Genomic DNA, 15,656 nt, shown 5'->3' on the forward strand with positions numbered 1-15,656 from the left:
CTTTTTTTGGATATTTATTTAATTTCCGGCAGTAATTTTGAAAATCAGCAAAAAATTTTAGTAAGCTTTTGCGAATAATACGCGTCTTGCAGAAGGTTTCCCGGTAATCAGAGAAATGCCCTCTTCAATATCATCATCTAAAGGAATACATCTGATTGTAGCCTTTGTTTCCTCTTTGATCTGCTCTTCTTCTTCAGCGGTTCCGTCCCAGTGTGCATAAATGAATCCTGCTTTTTCTTCAAGAACTTTCTTGAATTCTTCATAATTATCCACTTTTGTAATATTGTCTTTTCTGAAGCTTAATGCTTTTTCATAAAGTTCTTTCTGAATAGTCTGCAATAATTCTTCGATGTAAGTGTCAATCCCTTCAATAGAACGAACTTCTTTTGTAAGATTGTCTCTTCTTGCGATTTCCACGGATTTGTTTTCCAGATCCTTAGGTCCCAGGGCAATTCTTACCGGTACACCTTTTAATTCATATTCTGCGAACTTCCATCCCGGTTTGTTATGCGTATCGTCATCAAATTTTACTGAGATACCTTTTATTTTTAATTTAGCCACAATATTAAGTGCCACTTCGCTGATCTGTGCCAGCTGCTCTTCTCCTTTGAAGATGGGAACAATAACCACCTGGATCGGAGCCAGCGTAGGAGGAAGTACCAATCCGAAATCATCGGAATGGGTCATGATCAAAGCTCCCATCAGACGCGTGGATGTTCCCCATGAAGTAGCCCAGGCATATTCAATTTTACCTTCTTTATTGGTGAATTTTACATCGAAAGCTTTCGCGAAATTCTGGCCTAAGAAGTGAGAGGTCCCTGCCTGAAGTGCTTTTCCGTCCTGCATCAATGCTTCAATACAGTACGTTTCGTCAGCTCCTGCAAATCTTTCAGACGGTGTTTTTAATCCTTTAACAACAGGCATCGCCATGAATTTTTCTGCAAAATCGGCATATACATCATTCATTTTTTCAGCTTCTTCCACTGCTTCATCTTTGGTGGCATGGGCTGTGTGTCCTTCCTGCCAAAGGAATTCTGCTGTTCTGAGGAAGAGACGTGTTCTCATTTCCCAACGGACAACGTTAGCCCATTGGTTAATCAGGATCGGAAGGTCTCTGTAAGACTGTATCCAGTTTTTGTATGTATTCCAGATAATGGCTTCGGAAGTAGGACGTACGATAAGCTCTTCTTCTAATTTGGCATCCGGATCTACAATAAGTTTATGTGGATTGTTGGGGTCTGTTTTTAATCTATAGTGGGTAACTACTGCACATTCTTTAGCAAAACCTTCTGCATTTTTTTCTTCTGCCTCAAACAGGCTTTTGGGCACAAAAAGCGGGAAATAAGCATTAACGTGACCTGTTTCTTTGAACCTTTTGTCCATTTCATCACGCATTTTTTCCCAGATTGCATAGCCGTATGGTTTGATCACCATACATCCTCGCACTCCAGAGTTTTCAGCTAAGTCAGCTTTTACCACCAACTCATTATACCATTTGCTGTAATCTTCGCTTCTTGAGGTTAATTTTGCCATTATTTTTTTAATTTTTTTAACTTTTGTACATTATTGTAATCTAAAAATAAAAATCTATTTTTGATAGATTTTTCTACCGGTGTTTTGGTACATTTTTGGTACAGATTGCAAATATAATTTAAATTAAAAATCTTTACGTTATCATGAAAAGAAATATACATAAAAATTTGCTCGGTCTGTTAAAATCCAAAGGGATTTTGGCAATATCAGGCGGATTACTGCTTGTGTCCTGTGGCGCCCAGATGGGTGGATATACAGAGACCGATGGGGTATACTATGACCCTAATAAAGATACGCTGCCAGAAGGTGTGATCATCAATGAAGGTGGTAACAGGGTAGGGGAAAACTACGATTATTACCAGGACTCTAATGTAATCCAGAATGCTGAAGCTAATTCTAGAGAACAGGACAACAGATACAGTACATGGAGCGATAATAACTGGAATACGAATGCTACCGATTCAGACTGGGGTGCATTTGCCGGAGCTCAGACTAACTATTACGATAATTCCTGGGGCTCTCCCTGGGGATGGTACGGTGGTTACAGCCCTTACTGGGGGATGAACCGCGGCTGGGGAATGAATATGTCCTGGGGCTGGGGTGGATCGTTTGGATGGGGAGGATCATTCGGCTGGGGAAATCCTTACTGGGGATACGGCTATTCTCCTTATTGGGGCGGATATTATGATCCGTTCTGGGGTGGCGGTTACGGTTACCCATATTGGGGCGGTTACGGTGGTTACTGGGGTAATAGCTACAGACCGGTTCATAGAAGAAGCGGTGGCGGAGGATTCAGTAATCCCGGGCTGTCAAATGCTGTGTACAGAACCAATACCTATAGAGGCGGTTTCAGAAACAGTGGAAACGGTTTCCGAAATACATCAACCAATAACGGTTTCCGAAACGGAAGTACAAACGGAGGCTTCAGAAACGGTTCATATAACAACGGCGGTTTCAGACAGGGAAATACAAACGGCGGTTACAGAACACAGCCACAATCAGGCGGATTCCGTAATTCAGGTTCTCAGCCAAGACCTAATTATAATTCTCAGCCTAACTATAATAATGGAGGTTTCAGATCCAATGACAACGGAGGTTTCAGATCAAGCGGAGGTTCTTCAGGCGGTTTTAGAAGCGGAGGCTCTTCAGGTGGCGGAGGTATGAGATCAGGCGGTGGAGGCGGCGGCTTCAGAGGCGGCAGATAATTTCAAACTTAATAACTATTAAAAAAATAATGTTAAAAAAATCTTTAGTATTAATGAGTGTTTCTGCTGCATTTTTTGCACAGGCACAGGATGTTTCTATATTGAGAAATACTGTAGATGTTTATTCCAGTAGTCCTATGGTGGGTTCGTCAAAGTTTAATGCAATGGCAGGAGCTAACGGAGCATTAGGAGGTGATGCCAATTCACTGCTGACCAACCCTGCAGGTTTGGGGGTGGCTATTTCCGGAGAAGTTTCCGGAACGGTATCTATTGCAGGAAATAAAAATAAAAGTACATGGGGAGGATCTTCCATTGATTACAGCAAAACCAATACTGATCTTGGAAATGTGGGAGGTGTAATCGCTTTCCCTTTGATGACTGAAACAGGCTGGAAGTTTATTAATATCGGGATCAATTATTCCAATCAGTCATTGGATAATTATGTAGAATCTCCGGGAAGCAGTAATGTTATCAAGGATTTTGATGCTAATAATAGTTCATCATTCGCAGGACATGCCTATAACAGATACGGAAATCTTTCAAAAACAAGCTTTGGTGTTGGGGCAAATTATAATCATAATTTATATATAGGTGCAGGATTGAATTTCTTCAGTGCATCTATTGACCAGTATGATACGGCGGCTTTTCAGTCACTGAGTAATGGTTCTTTGGAATATTTCAACAGACAGAATACACCGATGTTGGAAAGATCTTCCGGCTTTTCGGCATCTTTAGGGGTGATCGGCAAGCTTAGTCCTAATTTCAGAATCGGAGGTGCTATAGAAACTCCAACGTTCTGGCGTATAGACAGAACTTACAGCTTCTATAATGATCCGAATTATGGTGACGGCAGCGGAGCCGAATCAAGAGATCTTACAACACCGCTTAAAGCGACAGTGAGTGCCGCATTTGTTGCCAGCAAAAACTTTTCATTAAACGTAGATTATACTTTAGGATTAACAAGACCTAAATATAAAGTAGTATCAGGTGCTGAAAGCGAACTGAACAGCTTCTTTAAAGACAATTATAAGAACCTTTCAGAAGTAAGAATAGGTGCCGAGTACAGATTGAAGCAGTTCAGATTAAGAGGTGGTTATTCTTACATGTCTAATCCTTTTGATGCTTTAACAGTGACTCAGGTAAATCCGGATGCCTCCACGTCTGACCAGTCATACAGCAATATGATGCTGAATAACAGAAACCTGGCCTCATTCGGTTTGGGTTATGATTTCAAATCATTCTATATAGACGCATCTTATCAGTATGTGACGTCTACCTACAGCAACCCTTTCTTAAGAGGTATTGAAACAGGAAACCCTTCTACTGATACGGCGTATTATTCTGATACAAAAATCATGTCATCAGACTATTTTGCTGTTTCGGAAGTGAAAAATAACAGGAATAACTTTTTTATTACATTCGGCTGGAAATTCTAATCCAGATGGTGTAATGAGTGATTAAATTGAAGGCTCCGGATTTTAATCCGGAGCTTTTTTATTGTGTTTGATAAAAGATTAATGAGAATGTCCGGCAGCCGGATGATGGTGAAAAAGATGCATGACCAGTGCCAGTGAAACACCAATAATTACCAAGCCGATCTTCATCCAGTCGATGTTGTGATTCTTATTGCTTTCAAAAATGATCACAGAAGAAATGTGAAGAAATATTCCACCTACAATAGCCAGAAAATAAGGCTGCAGGTCAGGATTGAAATAATTTCCAAGCAGCATTCCCATTGGAGAGGCAAGAGCAAACAAAGCTACAATCAGCATTGAAGGATATGGTGAAGTTTTGGACTCTTTTTTTCTGTTGAATAAAAAGGCTCCAAGAATAAATGAAATAGGAAGATTGTGAAAGACAATTCCCAGAAGATAAGGCGATAGCTCGTGCTTTTCATTAGCTAAAGGAATTCCTTCTATAAAAGCATGTACAAACAACCCTACCATCAATGCAACAGGAAGGATATTGTGCTCACTGTGGTGATGAAAATGCCCGTGTTCGAAACCTTTGGTTAAAGCTTCCAGGATCATTTGGAGCAGTACACCCGCAATCACGAAAATTCCGAGGCTGCTTCCGGCTTCAGAAGTGTATACCTGCGGAAAAACCTCATTCAGGCAGATGGTGATCAGAAATCCGGCACTGAGTACCAACAGATTTTTTGCCAGCTTTTCTTTTTTTCCGAAATGCTTGCCGAGGAATACTCCTGTAATAACACTTAATATCAGTAAGATAACTGTTATCATGCTTTTTTCTTAAATAAATTGATGCAGCGTGTTGAAACTTCACGGTCAAATTCATTCAGCTGATAGTCGCCCCAGATGTTTACTTTTTCAAAGCCGCAGTCTGCTGCATAGGAATTGATAGCCTCCAGAGTATGAAGCTTTACTTTTTCAAAGAAATGGAAAGGCTTCCCGTCCGCTTCAAAACGGATGTCTTTAACGATATGTCTTCCTTCGATCTTTTTCAGGATTTTAAAATCAATATCGCCTCGGGTTATGGTAGTCTCAGGAATTAAGTTTTTTCTTACATATTCTTCATTCAGATAATCCAGAACAAAATACCCTCCCGGCTTTAAGACATTATAAACTGACTCGAATACTTTTTTGTCATCACTTTCGTTATCAAAGTATCCGAAACTTGTGAACAAATTGAATACAGCATCCATAGGATCTGCATCAATCGGGTTCCGCATGTCGTGAACATTAAAAATAAGTGTCTGGGTTTCAAACTGTTTATCGAATTCAATGCTCTGTCTGGAAAGATCAAGTCCCAATACATCATATCCCAGTTTATTCAGAAAAACGGAGTGTCTTCCTTTACCGCAAGCCAGATCAATAATCTTGGATGAAGGGGGTAACTGAAGGTGTTCAGTAAGCTTCGTAATGAAATTTTCGGCTTCCGTATAGTCCCTGTTACTGTAAAGAAGATGATAATAAGGTGTATCAAACCAAGATTCAAACCATTCCATAATGCAAAAATAACTAAATTTGTGCGGTTAAAAGCAAAGTATTTAAATAATGAAATACCAAAAGATCCGATTAACAGCAAAATTAGACTTGTAATCTTTTCATTATTAAATCATTAAATCTTTTAATAAATATTTATGGACACAGAAAATCTAAAGATTCAGATAAAGACATTCTTCGGACTGGAGCAGATCCTTGCGGAAGAAATTAAAAAATTAGGCGGGAAAAACGTTGAAATTAAAAACCGTGCGGTCAATTGTGAAGGCGACCTCGGTTTTCTTTATAAAATTAATTATTCTGCAAGAACGGCATTGAAAATTTTAATTCCAGTTTTTGAATTTAAGGCATTTAATCAGCATCAGTTTTACAATAAGCTTTCTGCCATTGCATGGGAAGAATATATGGATGTAGATCAGTCTTTCGCGATTGATTCCACTGTGAACTCCGAAACATTCAAGCATTCACAGTTTGTGACTCTGAAAATGAAGGATGCTATTGTGGACTATTTTCAGGATAAATTCAAAAGGCGTCCCGATGTAGAAACGAAAAGTCCTGATATCAAATTTCACCTGCATATCGACAGGGAATTGGTCACTATTTCTTTAGATTCTTCAGGAGATCCTTTATTTAAGAGAGGTTACAGGAAAGAGCAGGGTGAAGCGCCTATCAATGAAGTGCTGGCAAGCGGAATGCTGCAGCTGGCGGGCTGGGACGGAAAAGGAAACTTTTTGGACCCAATGTGTGGTTCAGGAACGCTTCTTATTGAAGCTGCCATGATTGCAATGGATCTTCCTGCCCAGATCTTCAGAAGAAGGTTTGCTTTTCAGAACTGGGCGAATTATGATGCGGATCTTTTTGCCAAGATCAAAGAAGTACGGGTAAACAGAGTGCGCGAATTAACCGGGAAGATTGTTGGATATGATATTGATAACAGAATGCTGAATGCGGCCAGAACGAATATCGAAGCAGCAGAAATGGAAGATGTGATCCAACTGAAAACACAGGATTTCTTTGAATCCAAAAAAGAGCTTTTCCCGCTGCTTATGGTTTTCAATCCGCCTTATGATGAAAGAATTTCTATTAATGACGATGATTTCTACAAGAAAATAGGAGATACGTTCAAGACAAATTATCCTAATACATTAGCCTGGCTGATCTCTTCCGACCTGGAGGCGGTGAAAAAAATAGGCCTGCGTCCTTCCAGAAAGATTAAACTTTTCAACGGAAAGCTGGAAACAAGATTTCTTCAGTACGAAATGTATGAGGGCACGAAAAAGCTGCATAAGATTGAAAAAGATTAATCAATTCCAAATAAAACCTTCCCATTATGGAAGGTTTTTTGTTATGTGAATATTTTTAATTTCTCTTTATTACGACTTTGAAAAGATAGCTTCATCGAATCAACGAAGTTGATTTTGTCTTTGCCATCTCAAATATGAAATAATACTAATAATCTTTGCGTAAAATTTATGCCCGCAGATTTAGCAGATTACACAGATCTTTATATTTTAATTGATCAGATTAAAGCAGAGGGAACAAGTCCATATTGCTTTTTGAAGGTATAAGAGAAATGGGAGAGATCTTCAAAACCTACTTCCAGAAATACATCCGAAGGCCTTTTACGCTTCTCTTTTAAATGATAATAAGCCAGTTCAAGGCGCTTTTGGGTAAGCCACCGCTGAGGTGTGGCCTGAAAAACCTTTCTGAAATCCCTGTTGAAAGTGGAAAGGCTTCTTCCCGTAAGGTATCCAAATCTTTCCAGAGACATATTGAACATGTAATTCTTTTCCATGAATCCCACCAGATCAATTTTTCCCGGTTCTTCAAAGTCGGTCAGGACAGCATCTATATCTTTATCGATTTCCCTGAGGATGCTTATGGCTTCTGTAATTTTTAAGGAAGCAATGTTTTCCGGGAAAGGTCCTTTCATCTCAAAATAAGGGACCAGGGAAGCCAGACAGCTTTTTAATAAAGGATGACTTTGGAAACTGTGAATTTTGGATTCCAGGCAAATGGTTTTATGGCCCGATTCAATGGAAGCATAAAACTGTTTCAGTCTTTCTGTGGTGAGATGCATCACTACAGCTTTATGCGGAACCCCGTCTTTAGGATAATTGATGATCGTGGCGAGATGATTTCTCGGAATCAGGAAAATATCTCCCGCTTTGAACAGATATGTTTTATCAGCCTGGATAATTTTGGTTTCTCCGGAAATAAGCCAGACCAGCATATGGTATTCAAAAACCGCTTCTGTTTTGAAGAGCTTGTCGTCGTAGGTGGAAAGCTTGATGTCCGGGGTGATGTACTGTATCTGGAAATCCATGATCTGTAGTTTATAGGTACAAATGTATTTAAAAATGGATTATTCTGCATCGAATTTGAAGCCCAGCATTTCTTCGCTTAATTTCCATAACCTTTGCATTCTCCCTGTCAATGAAATAAGGCTTCACGCCACGGATTGTTGCCGGTTCATCATATCTGTACTCTATCTGTTCAAAATCTATTCCTCTGATGATTTCCTGAGCTGTTGACGCTGCATTAAATCCTGAAATGATCGGTTGTTGTAAATTATTAAGTCTCATTTTTAATTGTTTTAAAATTTTCTTGAGACAAAGTTATGGAGGGAATAGGTTTTTGGTGTTGTTTAAAGTGTCAATTTATTTTGTTTAGAGTTTCAGTTTAAATTACTCAATAAATAATTTATGCATATACAAGTCTTATTTCTTCAATGTCTTGTTTCTTTATATCTAAGAGCGTTGTATGTAATTCTTCAATAGATTCCTGTAAATTCTGGTCTGTTATTATTCCTTTATTTATTGGATATAAAGAAAGTGAATTTTCTTTCTGATATTTTATGACCTCTTCATATTGCATATTTACCATTTTATTTATATCATTATTTGGATTAAAAATCAAGTGGTCAAAATAATTTTTATTATCCCTGATTTTATTTTGTAATTCTGAAGTCTTATCAATTAATAATTCTGTTTTTATCCAATAGCCATCTGGATCCAAACCATTTTTAAATTCTTCATCATAATCCTCTAATTCAAACTCCATTTCAGGATGGTAAGTTTTTTGAAAAATACTTAAGTCAATATTTAATATTTTTTCAACTTGTGATACAATACTTTGCTCTTCATATCCTCCAATTTGTTCAAAAAAGTACGACAAGACTTCCGGAAAGTTAAAATATTCAGATTCTTCAGTTTTAGGCTCAATGCTATAATCTAATCCCATAAGCTAGTTTTGAAATTTTTTAATTTGTGTTGTTAAATTTTTATAGGATATAAATGTAAATAATATGAAATAATTTTATTTTGCAAAACAACTTAAATTATTTCTTTAATATCGTGAGAAATACATGGTTATCAATTAATAATTTATTTTATATTGAAAAAATTCCGAAAAAGTATTTAAACAATTAAAAAAAGAATTTTGAAATTATTTTTATTAAATTTTAGCTGTTTTTACACGTAATAGAAAAATATTGAAATGTTATTTATAAAGTTTCGTTATATATTCATGAACAAGTTTGCGCATTCATCCGTGAATAAGTAATTTTGAAAAATTTTCAATTTGAGACCTACCATTTCCATTATCGTTGCTATTTTCAACCGAAAGGACGAACTTTTTGAGCTGCTGAATTCTTTGACTTTTCAGACGGATAAGGAGTTTGAGATGATTATTGTAGATGATGGATCTTTTATTGATCTTAAGCCTACCATTCAGAATTTTGATGGGATACTGGATATCAAATACTTTAGAAAAGATAATTCCGGTCCGGGCCTTACCAGAAATTATGGAGCAAAGAGGGCTCAGAATGACTGGCTGATTTTTGTAGACAGCGATGTGATTGTAGAAAAGGACTATATCGAAAATATTAAAAAAGACATCGAAACCATTCCATGTGATGCCTTTGGAGGTGCGGATAAGGCTCACAAAGGTTTTAACCTGATGCAGAAAGCTATTTCCTATTCTATGACCTCGGTTTTTACAACAGGGGGAATCCGGGGAAGTAAAAAATCAGTATCCAGATTCCAGCCGAGAAGCTTTAATATGGGAGTAAAGAAAGAGGTCTTTGAAAAAGTAGGCGGTTTTTCAGAAATGAGGATCGGTGAAGATCCGGACCTGTCCATGACACTTTGGGAAAACGGTTTTACTACGGCATTCTTTGATGATATCGCGGTGTACCATAAGCGTAGAGTAGATTTGGGCAAATTCTCCAAACAGGTCTATCAGTTCGGATGTGCGAGACCTATTCTCAATCAGAGACATCCCAATTATGTAAAGATTTCATTTGCATTTCCGACACTTTTCATGGTAGGGTATATTTTAGGGTTTATTGAATATTTTCTTCTGGGAAGAGGCATTATCCTTGCATTTTACGGGTTGTATACGTTTCTTGTATTATTCCATGCGATGGTGGTGACGAAGAATATAAGCATTGCCGGAATGGCAGTGATCTCAACTTATATTCAGATGTTTTCCTACGGATATGGTTTCCTGAAATCGTGGGTGCTTCTGAACATTTTGAGAATGAAGCCTGAAGATGCCTTCCCAAAACATTTCCATATAAAATAGATGATGTTTTTTCAATCAAAGATAAAAATTAATCTTTGATTCATTCGATTAAGCTGCCGTATAAATGCGTATCTGTTACTTAAACAAAAAAACATTTTTTGAATCGAATAGGCCATCTTGAATTCGCGCAGGTTTAGAATTTTTAGAGAACAAAATTTATTTTAGTGGAAGATTCCAGTCTTGAATTTTTTGTTCTTTTGTTTCAAAACAAAGGGACATTTAAAAAAATAAAAGCTGACAGAAGTTCCGGCAGCTTTTATAACAATAAATTAGGATATGAATAGGGTTTCATGGTTGAGAATGCCTGTTTTTAGCATGCATTCCCGCATTTTTTCATAAGTTCTGGCGATATCATGATCCAGCCCGATCGAAAACCTGATCAGCCCGTCCGATATGCCCATTGCTTCACGCTCTTCTTCAGGAATCTCCGAGGAAGTCGAACTTCCCGAGCATGAAAATAAAGTTTTGTAGAATCCCAGGCTTACAGCCAGATAGCCTAAGTTTTCCTGCTGCATCATTTCCATCAGCTCATTGGCTTTGTCGGTGGTTCCCGCATCTACCGTCAGCAGTCCTCCGAATCCGTATTCCTCGTACATCATACTTTTCATCAGTTCATGATCCTTGTGGGATTTCAGGCCCGGATAAGATACTTTCAGCCCGTCTTTTTCAAACCTTTCGGCAAGATACATTGCGTTGTGGCTGTGCTGCTTCATTCTGATGTGGAGTGTTCTCAGGTTTTTCAGGATACTGGCAGATCGGAAGCTGTCCATAGTAGGTCCCAGCAGCATACAGGCCCCGTTATTTACATTTTTGGTATCATTAATAAATTCCTGTGTTCCGCAATATACACCGCCTACCGTATCACTGCTTCCGTTAATGAACTTGGTTAAACTATGAATTACGATATCAGCACCTAATAATGTAGGTGAAACAGAAAGAGGGGAGAAGGTATTGTCTACGATCAGTTTCAGATTGTGTCTTTTACAGATCTCTGAAAGTTGTCTCAGGTCCGCCACTTCAAGAAGCGGGTTGCTCACACTTTCGCAGTAAATAACTTTCGTATTGGGAGTTATAGCGTTTTCTACAGACTCAAAATTGCTGATGTCTACAAAAGTGGTGTCAATATGAAAAGGAGGGAGGAAATTTTTAAGGAAAGCATAAGTTCCGCCGTAAATCGTTCTGCTGGAAACAATATGGTCACCGCTTTTACATACCTGCATCAATACAGAAGTAATAGCGCCCATTCCGGAAGCCGTCACATTGGCAGCTTCTGTGTTTTCCATTTTGGCCAGTGCCTGTGCCAGGTACAGATTCATCGGGGATGAATGCCTGGAATATAAATAACATCCTTCAGCATTTCCTTCAAATGTATCAAACATGGTTTTTGCAGAAAGGAATGTATAGGTAGAGCTGTCAGAAATAGATGGATTCACTCCTCCGAATTCACCAAAATACTGCAGATCCTGGATCTCATTGGCTGCATTAAAATTTTCCATAAGCTTTAGATTTATTTCTCGGCTTAAATATGCTCTGTTTTCATAATTATTACAAGATATATTTGAATATGTAGAATATAAATCTATAATTTATGCTTTGAATAGAAAATATGTTTATTATATTTGAATTTGTTAAACTTTCTCCAAAAAATTATCTATGAATTTTGACGAAACGGATAGAAAACTGCTCCTTTTACTTCAGGAAGATTGTAAGCAAACCACCAAAGAACTGTCTTACAAGCTTAATTTGTCTGTAACGGCAGTTTATGAACGAATAAAAAAGCTTGAAAACCTGGGAGTAATCTCAAAATATGTGGCCTTGCTGGACCGCCACAAAATAAACCGGGATTTTATTGTGTTATGCCATATAAAATTAACCCAGCACAAAAAAGAATTTGTGCTGCAGTTTGAAAGAGAAGTCATGAATCTTGAGGAAGTCACAGAATGCTTCCATGTAAGCGGGGACTACGATTATATCCTTAAAATAGGCGTGAAAGACATGGAGGATTACCGTAATTTTATGCTGACCAAATTAACGGCCCTTCAGCATATAGCAAGCACTCACAGCTCTTTTATGATCTCTGAAGTGAAAAATACAACGGCGATTGTTCTGTAATTTATACGAGGACTCCGTTTTTTGAAGCGATAGGTTCCGGAAGATCGTCATGTTCGCCTATCATTTGAAGGACATCAATCTCAATGGTTCGGCATATGGAAAGCATCGGAATATCAAACATCATTCCTTCAAACGGATTTTCCGAATAGTCACCGACGAGTTCCATCACAATATAGATCCATCCTATAATAACACAGAAAGGGACACTTAGCAGTATTCCCCAGTTTCCCAATTTGGCGAATTCGTTCACAAGCCCTAATGGAAGAAGCATAATGAAGATGACATTAAAAATAAAGGCTGTGCTCGCAAACTGTCTGGGTGAAGGGAATTTTTTTATTCTTTCCGCCTGTCCCTGATAATCATAAAACAGGTTGAGGGCATCCTGAAGCTGCATCTGATTGAAATCTGTGATGTTTCCTGAATTTTTCAGATCATTGACCTCTTTTGCCTGTTTAGAAATCAGATAGGTGGCAAAATTCTTATATTCCGGCTGCAGGTCCAGTTCCTTTTCCGATAGGTATTTATGAAGGAAAATAGGGGTTCTTCCATAATCAGGAAAACCTGCCTTGATCAGCCTGTGCCTTCTGACATTAATATCCCCGAAATGTCTTTTCTGGGACATATGCTCCCATTCTGTAGGAACCAGTAACTGTTCACGGAAAGTATACAGCCAGGCAATATGACGGTAGGCAATTTTCTTTTTTATGATTTCAGTCTCACTGTTGTCTTTTCCGGTTGTATTAAATGCATACAGCATGGAAACGAAAGAACGGCTGGAATTGACGATTCCGCCCCATATTTTCCTTGCTTCCCACAATCTGTCGTATGCCTGGTTGTTTTTAAAACCTACATAAAAAGCTTCTGCAGTACCAATCAGAGCTACAGGTACCCACGGAATGATCATCCATTTCCATTTAAAAAAATAGAAAAGGGCTGCCACTAAAGTGCACCATGCCGTAAGCCAGATAATGTGGCCGCCTGCAAGGTTTAGAACTTGTTTGTAATTGAAATATTTGGTGGTGATCATAATGCTGCATGAAATTTGGTGTGCATATAAACAAAAGAAATACCAAAAGCGGTATTTTAAATGTTGATTAAATGTAATAAAAAAACCTCTAAAAATTAGAGGTTTCATATAATTAATATAGCTGATTAATATTGCAGCATTTCTTCGATCTTTTTGCTGAGCTTTTCAGCATTCGGAAGCATTTCTTTTTCCAGTACCAGGTTGATAGGAACTGCCGGAACATCCAGAGAGCCCATTGTTTCTACAGGGGCATCAAGATATTTGAAGCAGTTTTTCGAGATACGGTGTGCAAACGCTTCTGCAAATGAATTGTTAAGTTGTTCTTCTGTAAGAACGATACATTTTCCATGTGCTTTTACTCTTTCGAAAACAAGCTCTTCATCTAAAGGAATGATAGTTCTAAGGTCGATTACTTCAACTCTTCCGTTGAAATTTTTCACAGCCTCTTTTGCCCAGTAAACTCCCATTCCATAGGTGACAACCAATAAAGTTCTTCCTTTTTCAGTTTCATTTTTATCTGCTTCAATGACTATTTTACCTTTTCCTAAAGGAAGGATATAATCTTCTGCCGGCTCAATGGTTTTGGCATCTTCAGTCCCCGGAACTTTACTCCAGTACAGGCCTTTGTGTTCCAGCATGATCACAGGGTTTGGATCATAATAAGCTGCTTTTAATAAACCTTTGAAATCGGCAGCATTGCTTGGATAAGCGATCTTGATTCCTTTAATGTTGGCTAAAATGCTTTCAACACTTCCGCTGTGGTAAGGTCCACCGCCTCCGTAAGCACCAATTGGTACACGGATGATATTGCTTACAGGAAATTTTCCCTGACTTAAATAACTTGATTTTGAAATTTCAGTGATCAGCTGGTTGATTCCCGGATAAATATAATCAGCAAACTGAACTTCTACGATAGGCTTTAAACCTACGGCACTCATTCCCGCGGTTGACCCGATGATATAGGCCTCCTGAATAGCTGTATTGAATACCCTTTTGTTCCCGAATTTTTTTCCTAAAGTTACTGTCTCCCTGAAAACTCCCCCGATCCTTTCTCCTACATCCTGTCCGTAAAGAAGGGCTTCAGGATGTTTCCACATCAGCTCCTGAACGGCATGAATGGCAGCATCTACCATAACGATTTTTTCGCCACCTTCTGGTTCGCGGGTTCCTGTTTCCTCAGTAATCGGAGTAGGGGTGAAAACGTGCTTCATCACTGTTTCCGGTTTTGGATCTTCTGCATTTTTAGCTCTTTCAAAAGCTTCCTCAGCTTCCAGACGGGCTTTTTTAGTGATCTGCTTTAAAAGATCTTCGTCAGCTCCTGATTCAAGAAGGTGTTTTCTAAGGATCTCACCCGGATCTTTTGCTCTGTGTTTGGTTAAATCTTCTTCGTCTCTGTAGAATTCTCTTCGAACACCTGATGTATGATGGCCGATAAGAACTGTTTTAGCACAAACCACAAGGGGTTTTCTTTCGGTTCTTACAAAATCAACAGCTTTTTTCATGGCTTCGAAACTTTCCACGAAATCAGTTCCGTCCACACGCATTCTGCCAAGACCTGTGAAACCGGCTACGAAATCGTAAGCGTCACATGTTCTTGCTTCCTCTTTGGTTACAGAAATTCCCCATTCATTATCCTGTACAAGGAATATGATAGGAAGCTGATGAAGGGCCGCAAACTGTAAAGCTTCACTTACTTCACCTTCCGTTACCGAATTGTCTCCAAGGCTGCAGATTACAACCGGATTGTTCTCGAAGCTCTGTAAATTGAATTCCTGAATATATTTTATCCCCTGCGCAACACCAGTAGTAGGAATAGTCTGCATTCCTGTAGCCGAGCTCTGGTGAATAATTTTGGGCTTATTTTCGTCTCTGCTTGAAGGATGGGAATAATAAGATCTCCCTCCTGAAAATGGATCTTCCGCTTTTGCCAGCAGCTGCAGCATAAGTTGGTACGGCTCAAAACCTATTCCTAAAAGAATACTTTCATCACGGTAATAAGGAGATATCCAGTCTTCTTTTTTTAACTGATAGGCTGTTGCCAGCTGAATGGCTTCATGACCTCTTGAAGTGCTATGAACATATTTGCAGATATTTCTGTTTTCCTCATAGATATCGGCCATTGCCTTAGCAAGCATCATATGATTGTACGCTTTAAGCAGAATATCCTGAGAAACCTTTTCGTGAAGTGTATTTTCCATAGGAAGCAAATATACATAAAAAACAAAATAC

The 15,656-nt window shown here is 38.5% G+C and carries 14 protein-coding genes; 5 read left to right on the forward strand and 9 right to left on the reverse strand.

The window, feature by feature from the left end; genetic code table 11:
* Positions 1-57: 57 nt before the first annotated feature.
* Complete coding sequence (proS, locus tag IX38_RS10995) at positions 58-1,533, reverse strand: proline--tRNA ligase (protein ID WP_034704847.1); 1,476 nt, start codon at positions 1,531-1,533, stop codon at positions 58-60.
* A gap of 143 nt (positions 1,534-1,676) precedes the next feature.
* Between proS and IX38_RS11000 the strand changes: the two genes are divergently transcribed.
* A complete protein-coding gene (locus IX38_RS11000) occupies positions 1,677-2,738 on the forward strand; it encodes a hypothetical protein (protein WP_034704849.1) in 1,062 nt (353 codons plus the stop codon).
* A gap of 29 nt (positions 2,739-2,767) precedes the next feature.
* Positions 2,768-4,174, forward strand: a complete 1,407-nt coding sequence (locus IX38_RS11005) for an OmpP1/FadL family transporter (RefSeq protein WP_034704851.1) — start codon at positions 2,768-2,770, stop codon at positions 4,172-4,174.
* Between the two features lie 78 nt (positions 4,175-4,252).
* Here the strand turns inward: IX38_RS11005 and IX38_RS11010 are convergent, their stop codons facing one another.
* A complete protein-coding gene (locus IX38_RS11010; protein WP_034704985.1) occupies positions 4,253-4,978 on the reverse strand; it encodes a ZIP family metal transporter in 726 nt (241 codons plus the stop codon).
* On the reverse strand, positions 4,978-5,706 hold the full coding sequence (locus IX38_RS11015; protein ID WP_034704854.1) for an SAM-dependent methyltransferase: 729 nt from the start codon (positions 5,704-5,706) through the stop codon (positions 4,978-4,980). The genes IX38_RS11010 and IX38_RS11015 overlap by 1 nt, the downstream gene beginning before the upstream one ends.
* Before the next feature lie 135 nt (positions 5,707-5,841).
* On the opposite strand from IX38_RS11015, the gene IX38_RS11020 reads away from it, so the two are divergent.
* A complete protein-coding gene (locus IX38_RS11020) occupies positions 5,842-7,005 on the forward strand; it encodes a THUMP domain-containing class I SAM-dependent RNA methyltransferase (protein ID WP_034704857.1) in 1,164 nt (387 codons plus the stop codon).
* A gap of 215 nt (positions 7,006-7,220) precedes the next feature.
* Here the strand turns inward: IX38_RS11020 and IX38_RS11025 are convergent, their stop codons facing one another.
* From IX38_RS11025 to IX38_RS11035, 3 genes are all read right to left on the reverse strand, one after another.
* On the reverse strand, positions 7,221-8,027 hold the full coding sequence (locus tag IX38_RS11025) for an AraC family transcriptional regulator (protein ID WP_034704859.1): 807 nt from the start codon (positions 8,025-8,027) through the stop codon (positions 7,221-7,223).
* Between the two features lie 28 nt (positions 8,028-8,055).
* A complete protein-coding gene (locus IX38_RS23190) occupies positions 8,056-8,286 on the reverse strand; it encodes a hypothetical protein (RefSeq protein ID WP_034704861.1) in 231 nt (76 codons plus the stop codon).
* 118 nt (positions 8,287-8,404) lie between these two features.
* Positions 8,405-8,944, reverse strand: a complete 540-nt coding sequence (locus IX38_RS11035) for a hypothetical protein (RefSeq protein WP_034704863.1) — start codon at positions 8,942-8,944, stop codon at positions 8,405-8,407.
* 339 nt (positions 8,945-9,283) lie between these two features.
* Here IX38_RS11035 and IX38_RS11040 point away from each other — a divergent pair, with 339 nt between their 5' ends.
* Positions 9,284-10,288 carry a glycosyltransferase gene (locus IX38_RS11040; RefSeq protein ID WP_034704865.1) on the forward strand — a complete coding sequence of 335 codons (1,005 nt, stop codon included), beginning with the start codon at positions 9,284-9,286 and terminating at the stop codon, positions 10,286-10,288.
* A 269-nt stretch (positions 10,289-10,557) separates the two neighbouring features.
* Here IX38_RS11040 and IX38_RS11045 read toward each other — a convergent pair whose 3' ends face one another.
* Complete coding sequence (locus IX38_RS11045; RefSeq protein WP_034704868.1) at positions 10,558-11,784, reverse strand: aminotransferase class I/II-fold pyridoxal phosphate-dependent enzyme; 1,227 nt, start codon at positions 11,782-11,784, stop codon at positions 10,558-10,560.
* Between the two features lie 157 nt (positions 11,785-11,941).
* Between IX38_RS11045 and IX38_RS11050 the strand changes: the two genes are divergently transcribed.
* On the forward strand, positions 11,942-12,400 hold the full coding sequence (locus IX38_RS11050) for an Lrp/AsnC family transcriptional regulator (RefSeq protein ID WP_034704869.1): 459 nt from the start codon (positions 11,942-11,944) through the stop codon (positions 12,398-12,400).
* A 1-nt stretch (position 12,401) separates the two neighbouring features.
* On the opposite strand, the gene IX38_RS11055 is transcribed toward IX38_RS11050, so the two are convergent.
* Entirely contained in the window at positions 12,402-13,427 is a 1,026-nt protein-coding gene (locus IX38_RS11055) for a bestrophin family protein (protein ID WP_034704871.1), read from the reverse strand.
* 125 nt (positions 13,428-13,552) lie between these two features.
* On the reverse strand, positions 13,553-15,625 hold the full coding sequence (locus IX38_RS11060) for an alpha-ketoacid dehydrogenase subunit alpha/beta (RefSeq protein WP_034704873.1): 2,073 nt from the start codon (positions 15,623-15,625) through the stop codon (positions 13,553-13,555).
* Between the last annotated feature and the right edge of the window lie 31 nt (positions 15,626-15,656).

The organism is Chryseobacterium luteum (assembly GCF_000737785.1).
GTDB lineage: Bacteria > Bacteroidota > Bacteroidia > Flavobacteriales > Weeksellaceae > Chryseobacterium > Chryseobacterium luteum.

What these genes read in the sequence shown, in the direction of transcription:
- IX38_RS11045 (WP_034704868.1), bottom strand. Translation starts at nt 11,784, where the DNA reads ATGGAAAATTTTAATGCAGCCAATGAGATCCAGGATCTGCAGTATTTT.
- IX38_RS11015 (WP_034704854.1), bottom strand. Translation starts at nt 5,706, where the DNA reads ATGGAATGGTTTGAATCTTGGTTTGATACACCTTATTATCATCTTCTT.
- IX38_RS11035 (WP_034704863.1), bottom strand. Translation starts at nt 8,944, where the DNA reads ATGGGATTAGATTATAGCATTGAGCCTAAAACTGAAGAATCTGAATAT.
- IX38_RS11025 (WP_034704859.1), bottom strand. Translation starts at nt 8,027, where the DNA reads ATGGATTTCCAGATACAGTACATCACCCCGGACATCAAGCTTTCCACC.
- IX38_RS11060 (WP_034704873.1), bottom strand. Translation starts at nt 15,625, where the DNA reads ATGGAAAATACACTTCACGAAAAGGTTTCTCAGGATATTCTGCTTAAA.
- IX38_RS11000 (WP_034704849.1), top strand. Translation starts at nt 1,677, where the DNA reads ATGAAAAGAAATATACATAAAAATTTGCTCGGTCTGTTAAAATCCAAA.
- IX38_RS11055 (WP_034704871.1), bottom strand. Translation starts at nt 13,427, where the DNA reads ATGATCACCACCAAATATTTCAATTACAAACAAGTTCTAAACCTTGCA.
- IX38_RS11005 (WP_034704851.1), top strand. Translation starts at nt 2,768, where the DNA reads ATGTTAAAAAAATCTTTAGTATTAATGAGTGTTTCTGCTGCATTTTTT.
- IX38_RS11020 (WP_034704857.1), top strand. Translation starts at nt 5,842, where the DNA reads ATGGACACAGAAAATCTAAAGATTCAGATAAAGACATTCTTCGGACTG.
- proS (WP_034704847.1), bottom strand. Translation starts at nt 1,533, where the DNA reads ATGGCAAAATTAACCTCAAGAAGCGAAGATTACAGCAAATGGTATAAT.
- IX38_RS11050 (WP_034704869.1), top strand. Translation starts at nt 11,942, where the DNA reads ATGAATTTTGACGAAACGGATAGAAAACTGCTCCTTTTACTTCAGGAA.
- IX38_RS23190 (WP_034704861.1), bottom strand. Translation starts at nt 8,286, where the DNA reads ATGAGACTTAATAATTTACAACAACCGATCATTTCAGGATTTAATGCA.